Origin of the sequence: Actinomadura montaniterrae (genome assembly GCF_008923365.1) — a bacterium.
Taxonomy (GTDB): domain Bacteria; phylum Actinomycetota; class Actinomycetes; order Streptosporangiales; family Streptosporangiaceae; genus Spirillospora; species Spirillospora montaniterrae.
The window spans coordinates 17,585-33,689 of the sequence record NZ_WBMR01000001.1; the positions used below are offsets into that span (position 1 = coordinate 17,585).

Annotated in this window: 20 protein-coding genes; 11 read left to right on the top strand and 9 right to left on the bottom strand. The window is 73.5% G+C overall.

All coding sequences use genetic code 11. The features are described from left to right. Window positions 1–27 precede the first annotated feature (27 nt). The 4 genes from F9B16_RS00085 (at window position 28) to F9B16_RS00100 (ending at window position 3,736) form a co-directional block, all read left to right on the top strand. The gene (locus F9B16_RS00085; RefSeq protein WP_151537705.1) at window positions 28–1,014 is read left to right on the top strand and encodes an NAD(P)-dependent alcohol dehydrogenase; all 987 of its coding nucleotides are present in this window, start codon (window positions 28–30) and stop codon (window positions 1,012–1,014) included. A 125-nt stretch (window positions 1,015–1,139) separates the two neighbouring features. After that, window positions 1,140–1,718, top strand: a complete 579-nt coding sequence (locus F9B16_RS00090) for an RNA polymerase sigma factor (protein ID WP_151537706.1) — start codon at window positions 1,140–1,142, stop codon at window positions 1,716–1,718. After that, on the top strand, window positions 1,718–2,743 hold the full coding sequence (locus tag F9B16_RS00095; RefSeq protein WP_151537707.1) for a hypothetical protein: 1,026 nt from the start codon (window positions 1,718–1,720) through the stop codon (window positions 2,741–2,743). Before F9B16_RS00090 ends, F9B16_RS00095 begins: the two co-directional genes overlap by 1 nt. A gap of 177 nt (window positions 2,744–2,920) precedes the next feature. Continuing rightward, the gene (locus F9B16_RS00100; RefSeq protein ID WP_225991201.1) at window positions 2,921–3,736 is read left to right on the top strand and encodes an oxidoreductase; all 816 of its coding nucleotides are present in this window, start codon (window positions 2,921–2,923) and stop codon (window positions 3,734–3,736) included. Window positions 3,737–3,778: 42 nt separating this feature from the next. Here the strand turns inward: F9B16_RS00100 and F9B16_RS00105 are convergent, their stop codons facing one another. The 5 genes from F9B16_RS00105 to F9B16_RS00125 all read right to left on the bottom strand — a co-directional run bounded on the left by F9B16_RS00105 (window position 3,779) and on the right by F9B16_RS00125 (window position 7,293). Further along, window positions 3,779–4,672 (bottom strand): LysR family transcriptional regulator, encoded by an 894-nt coding sequence (locus tag F9B16_RS00105; protein WP_151537708.1) that lies wholly within the window; start codon window positions 4,670–4,672, stop codon window positions 3,779–3,781. Window positions 4,673–4,755: 83 nt separating this feature from the next. Beyond that, window positions 4,756–5,973: an RNA polymerase sigma factor gene (locus F9B16_RS00110; RefSeq protein WP_225991202.1), complete on the bottom strand. Its 1,218-nt coding sequence runs from the start codon at window positions 5,971–5,973 to the stop codon at window positions 4,756–4,758. Window positions 5,974–5,975: 2 nt separating this feature from the next. Further along, window positions 5,976–6,314: a YciI family protein gene (locus F9B16_RS00115; protein WP_151537709.1), complete on the bottom strand. Its 339-nt coding sequence runs from the start codon at window positions 6,312–6,314 to the stop codon at window positions 5,976–5,978. Beyond that, on the bottom strand, window positions 6,314–6,736 hold the full coding sequence (locus F9B16_RS00120) for a VOC family protein (protein WP_151537710.1): 423 nt from the start codon (window positions 6,734–6,736) through the stop codon (window positions 6,314–6,316). Before F9B16_RS00120 ends, F9B16_RS00115 begins: the two co-directional genes overlap by 1 nt. Window positions 6,737–6,864: 128 nt before the next feature. Beyond that, on the bottom strand, window positions 6,865–7,293 hold the full coding sequence (locus F9B16_RS00125; RefSeq protein ID WP_151537711.1) for an ArsI/CadI family heavy metal resistance metalloenzyme: 429 nt from the start codon (window positions 7,291–7,293) through the stop codon (window positions 6,865–6,867). A gap of 127 nt (window positions 7,294–7,420) precedes the next feature. Here F9B16_RS00125 and F9B16_RS00130 point away from each other — a divergent pair, with 127 nt between their 5' ends. The 4 genes from F9B16_RS00130 (at window position 7,421) to F9B16_RS53445 (ending at window position 9,886) form a co-directional block, all read left to right on the top strand. Continuing rightward, window positions 7,421–7,801, top strand: coding sequence for an ArsR/SmtB family transcription factor (locus F9B16_RS00130; RefSeq protein WP_151537712.1), 381 nt, complete (start codon window positions 7,421–7,423; stop codon window positions 7,799–7,801). Between the two features lie 14 nt (window positions 7,802–7,815). Beyond that, window positions 7,816–8,229, top strand: a complete 414-nt coding sequence (locus F9B16_RS00135; RefSeq protein WP_151537713.1) for an arsenate reductase ArsC — start codon at window positions 7,816–7,818, stop codon at window positions 8,227–8,229. Between the two features lie 65 nt (window positions 8,230–8,294). Next, window positions 8,295–8,645: an ArsR/SmtB family transcription factor gene (locus F9B16_RS00140; protein WP_151537714.1), complete on the top strand. Its 351-nt coding sequence runs from the start codon at window positions 8,295–8,297 to the stop codon at window positions 8,643–8,645. After that, on the top strand, window positions 8,645–9,886 hold the full coding sequence (locus tag F9B16_RS53445; protein ID WP_151537715.1) for a GNAT family N-acetyltransferase: 1,242 nt from the start codon (window positions 8,645–8,647) through the stop codon (window positions 9,884–9,886). Before F9B16_RS00140 ends, F9B16_RS53445 begins: the two co-directional genes overlap by 1 nt. 34 nt (window positions 9,887–9,920) lie before the next feature. On the opposite strand, the gene F9B16_RS00150 is transcribed toward F9B16_RS53445, so the two are convergent. After that, a complete protein-coding gene (locus tag F9B16_RS00150) occupies window positions 9,921–10,952 on the bottom strand; it encodes a sigma-70 family RNA polymerase sigma factor (protein WP_225991203.1) in 1,032 nt (343 codons plus the stop codon). Window positions 10,953–11,133: 181 nt separating this feature from the next. Here F9B16_RS00150 and F9B16_RS00155 point away from each other — a divergent pair, with 181 nt between their 5' ends. Both F9B16_RS00155 and F9B16_RS00160 read left to right on the top strand, forming a co-directional pair. Beyond that, window positions 11,134–11,430 (top strand): YciI family protein, encoded by a 297-nt coding sequence (locus F9B16_RS00155; protein ID WP_151537717.1) that lies wholly within the window; start codon window positions 11,134–11,136, stop codon window positions 11,428–11,430. After that, on the top strand, window positions 11,427–12,917 hold the full coding sequence (locus F9B16_RS00160; RefSeq protein WP_225991204.1) for an MFS transporter: 1,491 nt from the start codon (window positions 11,427–11,429) through the stop codon (window positions 12,915–12,917). The genes F9B16_RS00155 and F9B16_RS00160 overlap by 4 nt, the downstream gene beginning before the upstream one ends. Window positions 12,918–12,969: 52 nt before the next feature. On the opposite strand, the gene F9B16_RS00165 is transcribed toward F9B16_RS00160, so the two are convergent. Then, on the bottom strand, window positions 12,970–13,842 hold the full coding sequence (locus F9B16_RS00165; RefSeq protein WP_225991205.1) for a helix-turn-helix transcriptional regulator: 873 nt from the start codon (window positions 13,840–13,842) through the stop codon (window positions 12,970–12,972). Between the two features lie 103 nt (window positions 13,843–13,945). Between F9B16_RS00165 and F9B16_RS00170 the strand changes: the two genes are divergently transcribed. Beyond that, window positions 13,946–14,386 carry a VOC family protein gene (locus F9B16_RS00170; protein WP_192808525.1) on the top strand — a complete coding sequence of 147 codons (441 nt, stop codon included), beginning with the start codon at window positions 13,946–13,948 and terminating at the stop codon, window positions 14,384–14,386. Window positions 14,387–14,422: 36 nt separating this feature from the next. Here F9B16_RS00170 and F9B16_RS00175 read toward each other — a convergent pair whose 3' ends face one another. After that, window positions 14,423–15,619 carry an RNA polymerase sigma factor gene (locus F9B16_RS00175; RefSeq protein WP_151537719.1) on the bottom strand — a complete coding sequence of 399 codons (1,197 nt, stop codon included), beginning with the start codon at window positions 15,617–15,619 and terminating at the stop codon, window positions 14,423–14,425. Continuing rightward, complete coding sequence (locus tag F9B16_RS00180) at window positions 15,609–15,953, bottom strand: YciI family protein (protein ID WP_151537720.1); 345 nt, start codon at window positions 15,951–15,953, stop codon at window positions 15,609–15,611. The genes F9B16_RS00175 and F9B16_RS00180 overlap by 11 nt, the downstream gene beginning before the upstream one ends. Window positions 15,954–16,105 lie beyond the last annotated feature (152 nt).

Sequence of the window (16,105 nt, forward strand, 5' to 3'; positions counted from 1 at the left end):
AACGACTCGTCCACGGAAGGACCTGCCATGAAGGCGTTCGTCGTCCGTTCGTACGGTTCACCCGATGTCCTCGAACTCGCCGACGTCGACCGGCCCGTGCCCGGCGACCGGGAGGTGCTCGTCCGGGTGCGCGCCACGTCCGTCCAGCCCTACGACTGGCACCACATGAGGGGCGAGCCGTACGTCGCGCGGCTGATGCCGGGCACGCTCGGCCTGCGCGCGCCGAAGATCGGCATCCTGGGCGCGGACGTCGCCGGGCACGTCGAGGCGGTCGGCGGGAGCGTGACGGGGTTCCGGCCCGGCGACGAGGTGTACGCGCTCGTCGCGCAGGGCGGCTTCGCCGAGTACGTGTGCGTCCCGGAGGACCGTCTCGCCCGGAAACCGGAGAACCTCTCGTTCGAGCAGGCGGCGGCCGTCCCCCTGGCGGGCGTCACCGCGCTGTACGGCCTCCGCGGCCAGGGGCGGATGCGGTCCGGGCAGCGGGTCCTCGTCAACGGGGCGTCCGGGGGAGTCGGGACGTTCGCCGTGCAGATCGCCGCGGCGTCCGGCACGACGGTGACGGCCGTCTGCGGCACCCGGAACATGGACCTGGTCCGCTCGCTCGGCGCCGACGAGGTCCTCGACTACACGGCGCAGGACTTCACGCGCCAGGGCCGGCGCCACGACCTGCTGCTGGACGTCGCCGGAGCCCGCTCGGCGGCGGTGTGCCGGCGGGCGCTCACGTCCAAGGGGACCTACGTCGCCGTCGGCGGCCCGCAGGGGCGGTGGCTGCAGCCCGCCGCCCACGTCTTCGCAGCGGTCGCGATGTCGCCGCTGGTCTCCCAGCGTATGGTCATGGCCGACGTGTACGCCTACACCGAGCACAAGCGGAGCCTGACGACGCTGACCGAGCTCATCGAGGCCGGCAAGGTCACGCCGGTCATCGACCGGAGCTTCCCCTTCGATGACATTCCGGCGGCCGTCGCCTACCAGGAGGAAGGCCACGCCACCGGCAAGGTCGTCATCGGGCTCTGACCCCCGGCCCAGGACCTCCTCTCCGCCGGCGCCCCGCTCCGAACAGGGCGCTGACCAGCGCTGAACGCTTCACCCACCGGTCTGGCAATTCCCGGGTGCAAGGCGAACCGGACACGAGGAGGGTCATGACAGCTGATCCGGATGACGCCGAGTTGATCGCCCGGTCGCTCGGCGGCGACGTGGACGCCTTCATGGAGGTGGTCCGGCGCCACGAGGCGGCCGTGGGCGCCTACCTCGCGCGACGGGCCGGCCGGGACGCGGCCGAGGACCTGCTCGGCGAGGTGTGGGTGGCGGCGCTGGCGTCCCGCGCGGCCTACGACCGCTCGTTCCCCGGCGCCCGCCCGTGGCTGTTCGGCGTGGCGCACAACGTGCTGCGGCGGCACTGGCGGTCCCGCCCGGCCGAGGAGCCCCGGGCGGACGTGCCCGACGCGGTGTCCGGGTGGGACCCGTGGGCCGCCGTGGACGACCGCGTCGACGCCGAACCGGTGCTGCTGCGGGCCCTGGCGCTGCTGCGCCCGCAGCAGCGGGAGATCTTGGCCCTGGTCGCCTGGGAGGACCTGACCGTCGCCGACGCGGGACGGGCGATCGGCATGCCGCCGGGAACGGCGCGCCGCTACCTGCACGAGGCGCGCGCCGCGTTGCGGGACGCGCCGGGGATGGCCGCTCTCTTGACCGAGCACGACACGATTAAGGAGGCCCGCTGATGGTCGACGAGATGGACCTGCTGAGGGAGCTGAAGGACGTCGAGCCGGTGCGGCCGCGCGCTTTCGAGGAGGCCAGGGCCGTGCTGCGGACGGCGATGGCCGTGGACGAGGCGCCGGAGCCCGAGGCGCCGGAGCCCGAGGCCGCTTCCCGCGCGCGGGTCCGGTGGAGCAGGCGCCGCACGGTGGGCCTCGGCGCCGCCGCGCTGGTCGCCGCGGTCGCTGCCGGGGTGCTGGTCGTGACGTCCGCGTCGTCGCCCGGCAAGGCCCCCGTGAAGGCGGCGGCGACGGCGAACCCGATCCTGGCCGAACTCGCCGCGGACATCACGCCCCTGCAGGCCAAGGTGCCGGGCGACGCGACGCTGGAGATCCGCAATCAGTCGCCCACCAGCGCCGGGCTGGGCGACCACGGCATCGGCCTCTACACCGACGACGGCACCTACTACTGGGGCAACGACAAGAGCGCCCTGCGGCGGGCCATCGTGAGGAAGGCGGGCGACGACACGTTCAAGCGCGGTGTGGCGGTGGCCCTCTACGCCGTGAAGGGCGACATCGGCACCGCGCGCGCACGGATGGAGGTCGCCAACATCGCGCCGGGCACGGACCCCTCGGCGGCGGAACGGGCAAAGACCGAGAAGCTCAAGGCCGCCGCCAAGGCGCGCGGCGAGGCGTACACGCCGCCGAAGCCGCCGACCCCCGAGCGGCGGAAGGAGATCACCGACAACCACATCTGGACGAACGCCGTCGGCGCGCTGCTCGCGGCGCCGGAGAACCCCCAGGTCCGGGCCGGGGTGCTCCGCATCATGGCGACGATGCCGAAGGTCCGGGTCACGAAGACCACCACCGCGGGGCAGCCCACGCTCACGCTGGTGGACGGCTGGTCCGACGGCCGGGAGACGCTGGTCGTGCAGGCCCGCACGGGGCAGCCCGTCGCGTTGCTCAGCGAGGTCACCGGCATCAAGCCGAGCATGACCTACTACCACAACTCCAGGGTGAGGATCGCCGACGTCAAGGCCGGCAGGTTCTGACCCGAGGGTGAGAAGGTGCGGGACGTCCGGTCTCCGGGCGGCCCGCACCAGGCCATAGGCGTTCCCTATAGCCCCCGCTGGCATTTCGTCTTTGCTTCCGGTTCTTTTCCGGTCGTACCGTGAAACCGCTCGACGAGGTACTCGCCGCGATTTCTCCGATGATTTCGCTTTCAGTGCGTGTTCCGTCGGGCAGGTGAATATGCGATCGAAAGGGCCAATGGCATGACGACGAACGGACCGGGAACGGGAGAGCTCGCGGGAAAGCGGGCTCTGGTCACGGGTGGTTCCCGTGGAATCGGGGCGGCCGTGGTGCGCGGGCTGCTGGACGCGGGAGCCGAGGTGCTCACGACCGCCAGGTCGGCGACGGGAACGGTGCCGGCCGGGGCCGCCTTCGTGCAGGCCGACGTGCGGACACGGGCCGGCGCGGAGGCGCTGGCCGCGGCCGCGCAGGAGACGCTCGGCGGGGTGGACATCCTCGTCCACAATGCGGGCGGCGCACGACCGTTCGAGGGGGCCTCGGCCATTCCCGACGAGGAGTGGCAGGACGCGCTCGACCTGAACTACCTGGCATCGGTGCGGCTGGACTCGCTGTTGACGCCGGGAATGCGGGAACGGCGTTCTGGGGTGGTCGTACATGTCTCCTCGGCCGCCGTCCTCACCCCGATGGGACCGTTCCTGCATTACACGGCGGCCAAGGCGGCGCTGGAGAACTACAGCCGGGGACTGGCCATGGAACTGGCCCCGTCCGGGGTCCGGGTCAACACCGTGTCTCCCGGCAGGACGGCCACCCCCGGCGGCGAGGCGACGCGGGAGGAGTGGGCGCGCCTGGCCGCGGGGTCGGGGGAGGTCAACGCCGACGACACGACCCCGCTGGGACGCGATGGCCTGCCCGATGACATCGCCCAGGCGGTGCTGTTCCTCGCCTCCGGCCGCGCGGGCTGGCTCACCGGGAGGAATCTCATCGTGGACGGAGGCGAATTCCCCATGGGGTGACGCCAGTGACGCCGAAGGTGACGTCCGCTTCCTTCTCCGCCGTCAGGGGACCGGCGAGAAGGGAGCGGACACCGGCCAGGACTCCTCGCGAAGGAGCTCGAGCAGGGCCGTCTCCGCCGGGCCCGCACCCTCCCGGAGGACGGCGATGACGGGCTGGGACACCACCGGGAACACCGGGCGGACGAGATGCTCGTAACCGTGGGGCACCGCGGAGGCCGGGACGAGCGTCACGCCCAGCCCGTGGGCGGCCCAGCGCACGGCCGTCGCCGTCTGCGACACGCGGGCGGCCGTGGCCGGGGCCAGGCCGTTGTCGCGCAGCACGTTCAGCAGCACCCCGTCGAGCGCGCTGTCGCGGTCGAACCGCACCCACGGCTCGCCCTCCAGGTCGCGCAGCTCGACCCGGTCCGCGGCGAGCCGCCGGTGCCCGGCGCCCAGGACCACGACGAACTCCTCGCCGCCGAGGCGGTGGGCGTGGTCGGGGGACCGGTCGCACGCCGCCATCAGCGCCAGGTCCAGCACGCCCCGGCGGCACAGCCGGTCCAGCTCGGCGGAGCTCGGCTCCTCGAAGACGGTGGCCTCCAGCCGCGGGAAGCGGCGGCGCAGCGCGCCCAGCGCGCCCGGCAGCTGCCGCGTCCCGAAGCCCATCTGCGCCGCGACCACCAGCTCGCCGGTCAGCTCGCCGGCACCGGCCCGGGCCGTCGCCTTCGCGCGGCGCGACGCGCGCACCGCGATCTCCGCCTCCCGCAGGAACGCGCGGCCGACGACGGTCGGCACCAGCCCGGTCGGCGTGCGGGCGAAGAGCTCCACGCCGAGGTCCCGCTCCAGGCCGCGGATCTGCTGGGACACCGAGGGCTGAGCGACGTGCAGCACCTCCGCCGCCGTCACGGAACCCTCCTCCGCGACGGCCAAGGCGTACTCGTACTGGCGAAGGCTCATCGGCTCCCGCCCCTCCCCGCGCGACTTCCGGTAATCGACGCAACAGTGTAAGTGCCGCTGCGGCGGCGGCCGGGGGACCGGTGTCACGTCCAGACGAGGCGCTGTTCCAGGAGCGCCTGCTGGGCGGGATTGGCGGTGAGGTCGAGGGCGCGGCGGTCGGCGCCGGCGGCGTCGGCGGGCCGGTCCAGGGCCCGCAGGAGTTCGGCCCGGGTCGCGTGGTACAGCGGGTAGCCGTCGAGGGTCCGCCGGTCGTCGGGCGGGAGGGCGTCGAGTTCGGCCAGCGCGGTGGCGGCCCCTCCGCGCGGCGGCGGCGCGTGGTGCAGGGCGATGACGCGCTGCAGGCGGTGGACGGGGGACGGGGCGAGCGCCAGGAGCATGTCGTAGAGCAGGACGATCTGGAGCCAGTCGGTGTCGTCCCAGCCGGGAGCCTCCGCGTGGCAGGCGACGATGGCGGCTTGGAGCTGGTACGGGCCGGGGCGGCGCAGGGCCGCGGCGCGCTCGATCAGCTGGACGGCCTCGGCGATGGCCTGCCGGTCCCAGCGGCCGCGGTCCTGGTCGCGGAGCAGGACGAGGGAGCCGCCGGGCGTGAAGCGGGCTGCGGCGCGGGCCTGGTGCAGCCGGATGAGCGCGAGCAGCCCGAGCACCTCCGGTTCGCGCGGCACCAGCCAGGCCAGGGTCGCGGCGAGCCACTCGGCGTCGTCGGCCAGGTCGCGGGCCTGCGGCCGGTCGCCGCCACTGGTCAGGTAGCCCTCGTTGAACAGCAGGTAGATGACGGTCAGGACCTCGCCGAGCCGGTCCGGCAGCTCGCCGTCGGACGGGACGCGGTAGGGGATCCGGGCGTCGGTGATCTTCCGCTTGGCGCGGGTGATCCGCTGCGCGACCGTGCTCTCCCCGACCAGGAACGCGGCGGCGATCTGGGCGGTCGTCAGCCCGCACACCGTGCGCAGGGTGAGGGCGACCTGCGCCTGCCGCGGCAGCGCCGGATGGCAGCAGGTGAAGATCAGCTTGAGCCGGTCGTCCGGCTCGGCCGGCACCGGCCAGGCGAGCCGGGCCAGCTTGTCGCGGTAGACCGCCTGGCGGCGGAGCACGTCCAGGCCGCGGCGCCGCGCGACGGTCAGCAGCCAGGCGTCGGGATGGTCGGGGACGCCTTCCTCGGGCCAGCGGCGCAGGGCCGTCTCGACGGCGTCCTGCATGACGTCCTCGGCGGCGGCGAAGTCGCCGAGGACCCGGACCAGGCAGGCGGTGAGCCGGCCCGCGTGCTCGCGCACCACGCGGGCCAGCTCGTCCTGGACCTCGTCCACGGTCAGTCGATCGGGCGGATCTCGACGACCGGGCACGCCGGCCACGACCCGGCCACGGCCAGCGCCTCGTCCAGGTCGGCCACCTCGATCTCGGCGTATCCGGACACGACCTCCTTGCCCTCGACGAACGGGCCGTCGGTGACCAGCGGCTCGGCGCCGTCCAGCCGCAGCGTGGTGGCGGTGTGCGCGGGCCGCAGGTGCGCGTGGTGGGTGATCTTCGCGGCGTGCTCGGCGAACCACCGGCCGACCTCGTCGTAGGCGGCCTGCCGGGTCTCCTCGTCCATCGACCGCAGGTCGCGGGCGAACCGCTCGGTCTCGACGAACAGCAGCACGTACTTCATCAGGTCTCCTCCCGGCAGGGCACGGTCTCCTCGGGGAGCCGGGCGTACAGGTCGACGCCGTTGCCGTCCGGGTCGAGCACGCTGGAGTAGCGCATGCCCCAGAACGCGTCCCACGGCTCCCGCAGCCCCTCGTACCCGGCCTTCGTCAGCTCGGCGTACTTGGCGTCGACGTCGGCCGGCGCGGGGAACTCGAAGGCCAGGAAGTTGCGCGGCCCGCCCTCCGGCTTGGTCCAGCCCGGGGTCGTCGAGCCGCGGAAGCCGGCGGTGTCCAGCATCAGGTGCATGCCGCCCGGGAGGTCGCAGCCGGCGTGGTCGGGATACTGCGGGTCGACGTCGAAGTGGACGTCCAGGCGCGCGTAGAAGGCGATCGCGGCCTCCAGGTCGGTGACGATCAGGTCGATCGTGTTCATGGTCGGGCTCATCATCCGCTCCTTGTGTCGTAGGGAGCCTCCTGCACCCCCTAGACGAACGGCGCCGACCTCCATACGACACCTTCCCGGCACCGATTCCGGCCATGACCCGCCCGAATCCGTTCCCCGGTTCGCGAGGTTCAGCAGCAGGCCGACCCGGAGGTGGCGCAGCAGGCGGAGTCCTCGGCCTTGGCGAGGGTGCTCGCGTCGGCCTTGACCGTGTAGACCTCCCAGGGCTCTCCACCGGGGCCGTGGACCCAGACCTTGTCCTGCAGGGCGTAGCAGCAGGACGTGTCGTTCTCCTCCAGCGTGGCGAGCCCGGCGCCTGCCAGGCGCTCGGCCGCGCCGGTGACGAGGCCCGGGTCCTCGACCTCGACGCCGAGGTGGTCCATACGGGTCGGCTCGCCGTCCTCGCCCTCGATCAGGACGAGCTTGAGCGGCGGCTCGGCGATGGCGAAGTTGGCGTAGCCGGGCCGGACCTTGGCGGGCTCGGCGCTGAACAGCTTGGAGTAGAAGGCGATCGAGCCTTCCAGATCGGGCACGCGCAGAGCGAGCTGGACGCGGGACATGCGGTTCCTCCTCGGCCATGGACGGTGCCGGCCGGTCGCCGGCCGGCCTCGCGCTGTTTAGATGATTGTCTAATCAGCCCGTGGCCCGAGTTTGCCTCCGTGCATAGATGGATGTCAAATTAGAGACATGTCTAAGCAGTCGTTGTCGATCGTGAACCCCGCCGACGCCGGGGAGGCGTGCTGCGCCCCCCTGGTCCGCGAGCCGCTGGGCGAGACCGAGGCGGCCGAGCTGGCGCCGCTGTTCAAGGCGCTCGCCGATCCCGTCCGGCTGCGGCTGCTGTCGTTGATCGCCTGCCACGAGGGCGGCGAGGCGTGCGTGTGCGACCTGACCGCCGCGTTCGACGTCACGGCGCCGACGATCAGCCATCACCTGAAGGTGCTCAAGCAGGCCGGGCTGATCGACTCCGAGCGGCGCGGGACCTGGGTGTACTACTGGCTCAACCCCGGCGTCCTGGACCGTCTCGCGGCGACCCTGGGCCCGCGCGCCACCGCGGCGTCCGCCTCCTGACCGGGACGTCCGCGATGACCGCCGATGTGCCCGAGGTGCTGTTCGTGTGCGTCCACAACGCCGGACGCTCGCAGATGGCCGCCGCCCTGCTCGACCACCACGCCGCCGGACGGGTCCGCGTCCGCTCGGCCGGATCGGCGCCCGCCGTCGAGATCAACCCCGCCGTCCGCGCGGTGATGGCCGAACGCGGCCTGGACCTGTCCAAGGCGTTCCCCAAGCCGCTCACCGGCGAAGCCGTCCGGGCCGCCGACGTGGTCATCACGATGGGCTGCGGCGACGTCTGCCCCGTGTTCCCCGGCAAGCGCTACCTGGACTGGCGGCTCCCGGACCCCGCCGGCCGGCCGGTCGAGGACGTGCGGCCCATCCGCGACGAGATCGACGCCCGCGTCCGCGCCCTGCTCGCCGAACTCCTGCCCGCCGGCACCTGACCGCGCCCCGCGCATCGGTCTCCGGTCTTCCCCGTGGGGTATTCATCGTCTATCGTCGATGGACGATGAATCACGGGAAAGGGCCGCTCGACCGGCCGACCGCCACCGAGTACGCGTCCTGGTTCAAGGCACTGGCCGACCCGACGCGCGTCCAGATCGTGTCGCTGCTCGCCCGGCAGGGACGGCCGATGAGCGTCGGAGAGATCGTCGACGCCGTCCACGTCGGGCAGTCGACGGTGTCCGCGCACCTCAAGGTGCTGGCCGAGGTCCGGTTCGTGCTGGCCGACCAGCACGGCACGTCCCGCTTCTACCGGATCAACACCGCGTGCGTGGAGTGCTTCCCGACCGCCGCCGATCTGGTCATGGGACGTCCCGCACCGGCCGCGCCGACCTGCCCTCCCGAAGGAGGCGACTGATGTCCGACGCCCGCACCACCGGCACGCCCGCCACCGACGAGATCGTGGCCCGCTACTCCGCCCGCGCCCGAGCCGTCCTCGCCGGCGGCACACCGGACGAGGGCGGTGACTCCTGCTTCGGTGCCGCCGCCTACGAGGACGTGGACGAGGTGCCCGAGGCCGCCCTGCGCGCGAGCCTGGGATGCGGCAACCCCCTCGCCGTCGCCGAGCTGCATCCCGGTGAGACCGTGCTCGACCTCGGATCGGGCGGCGGCTTGGACGTGCTGCTGTCGGCCCGTCGCGTCGGCCCGGCCGGAACCGCCTACGGGCTGGACGCCAGCGACGACATGCTCACCCTCGCCCGCGCCAACGCCGCTCAGGCCGGAGCCGGCAACGCCCGCTTCCTGCACGGCCACATCGACGACATCCCGCTCCCCGACGGGAGCGTGGACGTGGTCATCTCCAACTGCGTCATCAACCTCGCCGCCGACAAGGCCCGCGTCCTGGCCGAAGCCTTCCGCGTCCTGCGCCCTGGCGGCCGCTTCGGCGTCAGCGACATCGTCGCCGCCCCCGGCCTCGACGCCGCCGGGCGCGCCGCCGCTGAGCGGCGCATCGGGTGCGCCGCCTCCACCCTCACCGCCGAGGAGTACCGCCGCAACCTGCTGGCCGCCGGGTTCACCGCCGTGACCATCACTCCCACCGCCGGCACCGGCGACGGGCTGCAGGCCGCCATCGTGCAGGCCGCCAAGCCCGCGTCCCCGCCCGGCACCCTCATCCGCCCGATGCGCGCGGGCGACGCGGCCGAAGTCCTGGCGATCTACCAGGCCGGACTCGACACCGGCGACGCCAGCTTCGAGACCAGCGCCCCGGCCTGGGACGAGTTCGATCGCGCGAAGTCGCCTGGCCAACGGTACGTCGCGGCCGACGCCGCCACCGGGAAAGTGCTCGGGTGGATAGCCGCCACCGCCGTCTCCGACCGGTGCGTGTACGCCGGCGTCGTGGAGCACAGCGTCTACGTCCACCCTGATCACCAGGGCCGCGGCCTCGCCTCGGCTCTGCTGCGCGCCTTCATCGGCTCCGCTGAGGCCGCCGGGATCTGGACCGTCCAGTCGGGCGTCTTCCCCGAGAACACCGCGAGCCTCCGCCTGCACGCCGGAGCGGGCTTCCGCGTCGTCGGCACGCGCGAAAGGATCGGCCGCCACCACGGCCGCTGGCGCGACGTCGTCCTCATCGAACGCCGCAGCCCCGCCATCGGCGACTGAACGACGTCCCCGGCCAGGCGCGGGCGGCCTCGCGTCAACAGGGGCTGTCTGGTTCGGGGAGGGTCCGGGGGAGGCCGAAGCGGGTCATGACGCCGGTGTTGAAGCAGGTGATGGCGGTGATGCGTTCGCCCGTGGTGCTGACGACCAGGAGGACGTAGGCGCGGTAGATGCCGGAGTGGGGGTCCGCCAGGTACAGGCCTACGGCGGGCTGGCCGTTGGCGCGGGTGGGGACCACGCGGTAGTTGCGTCCAGGGCGGAAGCTGACGGCGGCGAAGACGCGCCGGGCCGATTCGATGCCGCGGTATTCCAGCATCGCCGGGGGCATGGAGAGCCTCACGTCCGCGACGAGCAGCCCGATGAGGGCGTCCAGGTCGGCGCGCTCCAGGGCGTCGGTGAGCCGGGCGACGAGCCGCTGTTCGGCGGCGGTGTCGAGCTGCCGGGCCGCCTCACCGGAGTCGGCGAGGCGGGTGTCGACGGTGGCGCGGGCGCGTTTGAGGGCGCTGTTCACGGCCTCCTGGGTGGTGTCGAGCATCCGGGCGGCCTCCGCGGTGCGGTACCCCAGGACGTCGCGGAGGACGAGCGCGGCGCGTTGGCGCGGGGGCAGCAGTTGCAGGGCGGTGATGAAGGCGAGGGAGACGGCCTCGGTCGTCTCGTAGCGGGCCTCCGGTCCGGGGCGCTGGTCGACGAGGTGGTCGAGCAGGACGTCGGGGTAGGGCTCCAGCCAGGGCGGGGCGTCACCGGCGCCGGTGGGTTCGGGCAGGGCGGCCTCGGGCGGCGAGGAGACGGTGCGGGGGCGCCGGCCGTCGGCGCGCAGCATGCTCAGGCACCGGTTGGTCGCGATCTGGTAGAGCCACGTCCGCAGCGACGACCGCCGGCCGAACCCGCCGAGGTTACGCCAGGCGGACACGAGGGTCTCCTGGAGCGCGTCCTCGGCGTCCTGCAGCGATCCCAGGATGCGGTAGCAGTGCACCTGCAGTTCGCGGGAGTGGCCCTGGACCAGGTCGCGGAACGCGTCCTGGTCGCCGGCCCGGGCGCGGGCGATCAGGTCCGTCGTGTCCATCTCCATCGGCATGCATCCTCGCCTTTCTTCTTTCCGCGGGGCGCGTTCGGCTCGCTCACCGATATGGACGCCGCCGGTCCCGCGAATTGGGCGGTCCCGCGCCGCCCGATTCGCGCGGGCGGTGGCGTCTACCCGGTTGGAGGCGGTCCCGGCCCGGGGCGCCCCAGAGACGGAAGAGGACCACATCATGGGCAAGTACGTTTTCTCGTTCCGCGTGCCCGCCGACTACGCGCCCGGCGCAGGGACGGCGGCCGAGTGGCAGGCCTGGTTCGCCGGGCTGGGCTCGGCGCTGGTGGACGTCGGCAACGCGGTGACCGATCACGCCTCGGTCGGCGAGGTCGGCGGCGGCTCCCGGATGGTGGCCTACTCGGTGGTGTCCGCCGAGGACATGGACTCCGCGCTGGCGCTGGCGAAGGACTGCCCGGTGATGCGGGCCGGCGGCGGCGTCGAGGTCGGCCCCGTGATGGAAGCGGCCGGGTCGTGAGCGGCGCCATGACGGCGTCGGCGCCGCCGGACGGGTCGTTCCTGGCGACCGGGCGTGGCAAGGTCACGCTGGCCCTGCTGTGCGCGGTGACGTTCCTGGACGTCATGGACGGCGCGATCGTGAACGTCGCGCTGCCGACCATCCGGACGCATCTGGGGTTCTCGGTGCAGAACCTGCAGTGGGTGGTCAGCGGCTACCTCGTCACCTACGGCGGGTTCCTGCTGCTGGGCGGCCGGGCCGGGGACCTGCTGGGCCGGCGGCGGCTGCTGGTCGCCGGTACCGCGCTGTTCGCGGCGTCCTCGCTGGCCTGCGGGCTGGCCGGCGGCCAGGGGATGCTGGTCGGCGGCCGGCTCGCCCAGGGGTTCGGGGCCGCGCTGATGTCCCCGGCCGCGCTGTCCATCCTGACCACCACCTTCCGGGACGCCGACCGGCACAGGGCGCTGGGCGTGTGGGCCGGGATCAGCGGCATGGCCTCGGCGGCCGGGCTGCTCTTCGGCGGGGTGCTCACCGAGGGCCTCGGCTGGCGGTGGGTGTTCTTCGTGAACCTCCCGATGTGCGCGCTGGTCCTGTTCGGGACGTTCCGGATCCTCAAGGCCGACCGCGGCCGGTCGGTGCCGGGCGGTTTCGACGCGGCCGGCGCGGTGCTGGCCACCGCCGGCATGCTGCTGCTGATCTTCACGTTGGTGAAGGCGCCGGACGAGGGCTGGGCCGCGGCCCGCACCATCGGCGGGCTGGCCGCCTCGGCGGTGCTGATGGCCGCGTTCCTGGTCAACGAGCAGCGGCGCGCCCATCCGCTGGTGCCGCTGTCGATCTTCCGGATCAGGGGCCTGGCCGCGGCCGACGCCACCCAGGTGATCGCCTGGGCCGGGCTCTCCTCGATGTTCTTCTTCGTCACGCTGTACATGCAGAACGTCCTGGGCTACTCCCAGCTGCAGTCCGGGCTCTCGTACGTGCCGGTGAGCGTCGGCATCGGGGTCGGCTCGACCGTCGCGACGAAGATGTTCGTCCGGACCGGTACCCGTCCGGTCATCGTGTCCGGCGCGCTGCTCGCCGCCGGCGGCGTCTTCTGGCTGTCGCGCATCCCGGTGGACGGCACGTATCTCGGCGACCTGCTCGTCCCGCTGGTGGTCATGGGGGCCGGGCTGGGGCTGCTGTACGCCGGGGTGCAGACGGCCGCGAACGCGGGCGTGCCGGAGGACCAGGCCGGATTGGCCGCGGCCCTGATCACCGCCTCCTTCCAGCTCGGGTCGGCGCTCGGCCTGGCGGTGTTCAGCGGGATCGCGACCAGCCGCACCGGCCATCTGCTGGCCGTCCGCACCCCACTTCCGGAGGCGCTCACCGCCGGATTCCAGCGGGCCCTGCTCGTCAGCGCCCTCTGCCTCGTGGCGGCCGGAGCCATCGCACTGCGCGCCTCAAACACCCGCGGCGAACCCGCGGCCACAACCGAAATCCAACAGAACCTGGAATCCTCCTACGACCCCGCGTAACACAACGCGGCGAAATCCCGGGACGGCGTTCAACGCCATCCCGGGATTCCTTTCATCGCCGGGCGCCGGTGCGGAGTCCGGCGATGCCCGAGACCATCGCCCGGCGGAATCTGGTCTCGTCCTCGGTACCGGGAGCCGCGGTGAGGACGACGACCTTGCGTTCGGCGTCGCCGTCGGCCAGGACGTCGCAGTCCACCGCGATCGGGCCCGTTCCGGGGTGCTCGACGATCTTGCGGTCCTCGCGGTGCGCGCCGACCGCGCCGGAGGCCCACAGTTCGGCGAAGCGCGGACTGCCCGCCGCGAGGTCCCGGATCAGTCCGGCCAGGCGTTCGCTGTCCGGGAACCGCCCGCTGGCGCGGCGCAGGTCGGACACGACGGAGGCCTCGACGTCCGGCCGGGCGAGCGAGGTCACCGGCCAGTGAGACAGGCGGGGACCGGCGCCGGCGGCCGGGAAGGTGTCCCGGGCGAAGTTGCGCAGCGCCGACGGCGTCGAGGACGGGTCGCCCAGCAGCGCCGCCCAGCCGCGGTTCCACCAGATGAGCTGCCAGTCCGCGGCGAACACGGCGGCCGCGGCGTCGCCGAGCCGGTTCAGCATGCGGTTCAGCCCGGGCGGGACGTGGTCGGAGATCTCCCCGTCCGCCGGAGGAGCGAGCCCGGCCAGCCGGTAGAGGTGGTCCCGCTCGGCGCCGGTGAGCTGCAGCGCGCGTGCGAGCGCGGCGGTCACCTGCGCCGACGGGGACACATGGCGTCCCTGCTCCAGGCGGACCACGTAGTCGACCGAGATCCCCGCGAGCTCGGCGAGGTCCTCCCGGCGCAGTCCGGCGACCCGGCGCCTGCGGCCGCCGGGCAGTCCCGCCGCGCCCGGCGAGACGCGGCCGCGCCACGTGCGCAGCATCGGGCCGAGTTTCGCGACGTCAGCGGTCATGAGACCGATTGTCGCACCCGGCGCCGGCCTGAAGGTGGGAGCGGTTTTCCTACCGAACTCCCCGCCCTGGCCGCCGGCCCCGCGGCCGATGATCCTCAACGGCATGACCTTCACGTTCTCCCACGACCACGTGGGCATCACCGTGACCCGGGACGACCTCGACGCCACGATCGCGTGGTACTCGCGCACCTTCGGGTTCGCCGTCGAGCGGCGGTTCGAGGCCCACGGCACGACGTTCGTCTTCCTCACCGCGGGCGACGTCAAGATCGAGCTCCTCGCGGGGGCGTCGGACCGGGGCGCGGCGCCGTCCGACGACATCCTCACCAGCATGCACACCTCGCGCCTGCACCATCTCTGCCTCGCCGTGGCGGATCTCGACGCGGCGGTGTCACGGCTGCTCGAACTCGACGTGCCGCTGATCGGCGGCCCCATGCGGATACCGGCGACCGGGCAGCGCATCGCCTTCGTCACCGACAACGTCGGCACCATCATCGAGCTCAGCGACCCCGGCACATGGACGTCCGGCCGGAAGGCGGGGGCCTGACGCCGGACCGCACCGGACCCTGGGACGGGTGCGGCGCTAGGGGGCGTGGGGCGCGGTCTCGGCGAGGCGGTCGGCGAGGAAGCGCCGCTCCGGCTCCGTCTGGGCGAGGTCGAGCGCCCGGCGGAAGGCGCGGTGGGCCTCGCCGGCGCGGCCCGCGCGGCGCAGGAGTTCGGCGCGGGTGGAGTGGAAGTACCGGTAATGGCCGAGGTCGAGGCGGTCGAGGACGGCCAGGCCGGCTTCGGGCCCGTCGATCTCGGCCACGGCGACGGCCCGGTTCATCTCGACGATCGGGGAGCGGGTCAGCCGGGCGAGCGTCCTGTACAGCGCGGCTATCTGCCGCCAGTCGCGAGGCTCGTGCAGGTACAGGTCGGCGATGGCCGCCTGGAGCAGGTACGGCCCGGTGCGGCCCCGCGCCATGGCCCGCCGCAGCAGCGCTCTTCCTTCGTCGATCTGCCGCGCGTCCCACAGGGCGCGGTCCTGATCGTCGAGGGTGACGAGCCGCCCGTCGCGCAGGCGGGCCGCCCTGCGCGCGTCGTGCAGCAGCATCAGCGCCAGCAGCGCGAGCACCTCGGGCTCGTCCGGCATGAGGCCGGCGAGCGCCCGGCCGAGGTGGATCGCCTCCGCGGCGAGGTCGACGCCCCCGCCGCCCCACCCCTGGTTGAAGCTCAGGTAGACGACGGACAGGACGGCCGCCAGCCGGTCCGGCAGCCGGTCGCCGGGCGGCACGGCGAACGGGATGCCCGCGTCGCGGATCTTGTGCTTGGCCCTGGTCAGCCGCTTGCTCATCGTCTCGGGCGGGACGAGGAACGCCAGCGCGATCTGGTCGGTGGACAGGCCGCAGAGGGCGCGCAGGGTGAGCGCGACCTGCGCCTCGGCGGCGAGCGCCGGGTGGCAGCAGGCGAAGATCAGCTCGAGCCGTTCGTCCGGGATGGCGGCGCCGCCGTCCGTGGCCGCCTCCGGCGGCCGCGGCCCCGTCCCGAGGTCGCGGGCGAGCAGTTCGGTCTTCTCGGCGAGCAGCCGCCGGCGGCGCAGCTGGTCGATGGCGCGGTTGCGCGCGGTCGTGACGAGCCACCCGGTCGGGTTCGCCGGCTCCCCGTCGCGCGGCCAGCGTTCGGCGGCGATGGCGAACGCCTCGGCGGCCGCGTCCTCGGCGAGCTCGATGTCGCCGAGGACGCGGACGAGGGTGGCCAGGACGCGCCCCCAGTGGTCGCGGAAGACGGCGTCAAGCGCCACGGAAGCGTCCCTCGATCACGGGCCGCACCTCGATGGCGGTGCCGGGCCTGGTCTCCCGCAGCAGCTCGCCGGCGCCGGCGAGCGCTCCGTCGAGGTCGTCGGCCTCGATCAGGATCAGGCCGGCGAGGTACTCCTTGCTGTCGATGAACGGTCCGTCGGTCAGCAGCGTCCGTCCCTCCCCGCCGCGCAGCGTCGTCGCCGACCCGCTGGCGTGGAGCCGTGCCCAGCCGGTGACGTCCGGCCCGTCGAGCAGGGCGCCGAGCGTCTCCGGGACGGGGCGCGCCGCCCGGTCGGTGTCCTCCGGCGGGGAGTAGATCAACAACGCGTACTGCATGGGGCCTCCTGGCACGGGTCGACGCCGCGTCAAGTATCAGACGAACGGCACCCCCGCGGACGGACGGCGACCGGCTCCCGTTTTTTTTCCGGCGCGGTGTCCGTCCCGCGGCCGGCCGTTCGTCACCGCTGTAGGTCCGCCCGACAGGACCG

Excerpts from the sequence above, each read along its gene's own strand:
- F9B16_RS00085 (WP_151537705.1), top strand. The coding sequence starts at position 28 with ATGAAGGCGTTCGTCGTCCGTTCGTACGGTTCACCCGATGTCCTCGAA.
- F9B16_RS00090 (WP_151537706.1), top strand. The coding sequence starts at position 1,140 with ATGACAGCTGATCCGGATGACGCCGAGTTGATCGCCCGGTCGCTCGGC.
- F9B16_RS00095 (WP_151537707.1), top strand. The coding sequence starts at position 1,718 with ATGGTCGACGAGATGGACCTGCTGAGGGAGCTGAAGGACGTCGAGCCG.
- F9B16_RS00105 (WP_151537708.1), bottom strand. The coding sequence starts at position 4,672 with ATGAGCCTTCGCCAGTACGAGTACGCCTTGGCCGTCGCGGAGGAGGGT.
- F9B16_RS00115 (WP_151537709.1), bottom strand. The coding sequence starts at position 6,314 with ATGAAGTACGTGCTGCTGTTCGTCGAGACCGAGCGGTTCGCCCGCGAC.
- F9B16_RS00120 (WP_151537710.1), bottom strand. The coding sequence starts at position 6,736 with ATGAGCCCGACCATGAACACGATCGACCTGATCGTCACCGACCTGGAG.
- F9B16_RS00125 (WP_151537711.1), bottom strand. The coding sequence starts at position 7,293 with ATGTCCCGCGTCCAGCTCGCTCTGCGCGTGCCCGATCTGGAAGGCTCG.
- F9B16_RS00130 (WP_151537712.1), top strand. The coding sequence starts at position 7,421 with ATGTCTAAGCAGTCGTTGTCGATCGTGAACCCCGCCGACGCCGGGGAG.
- F9B16_RS00135 (WP_151537713.1), top strand. The coding sequence starts at position 7,816 with ATGACCGCCGATGTGCCCGAGGTGCTGTTCGTGTGCGTCCACAACGCC.
- F9B16_RS00140 (WP_151537714.1), top strand. The coding sequence starts at position 8,295 with ATGAATCACGGGAAAGGGCCGCTCGACCGGCCGACCGCCACCGAGTAC.
- F9B16_RS53445 (WP_151537715.1), top strand. The coding sequence starts at position 8,645 with ATGTCCGACGCCCGCACCACCGGCACGCCCGCCACCGACGAGATCGTG.
- F9B16_RS00150 (WP_225991203.1), bottom strand. The coding sequence starts at position 10,952 with ATGGAGATGGACACGACGGACCTGATCGCCCGCGCCCGGGCCGGCGAC.
- F9B16_RS00155 (WP_151537717.1), top strand. The coding sequence starts at position 11,134 with ATGGGCAAGTACGTTTTCTCGTTCCGCGTGCCCGCCGACTACGCGCCC.
- F9B16_RS00165 (WP_225991205.1), bottom strand. The coding sequence starts at position 13,842 with ATGACCGCTGACGTCGCGAAACTCGGCCCGATGCTGCGCACGTGGCGC.
- F9B16_RS00170 (WP_192808525.1), top strand. The coding sequence starts at position 13,946 with ATGACCTTCACGTTCTCCCACGACCACGTGGGCATCACCGTGACCCGG.
- F9B16_RS00180 (WP_151537720.1), bottom strand. The coding sequence starts at position 15,953 with ATGCAGTACGCGTTGTTGATCTACTCCCCGCCGGAGGACACCGACCGG.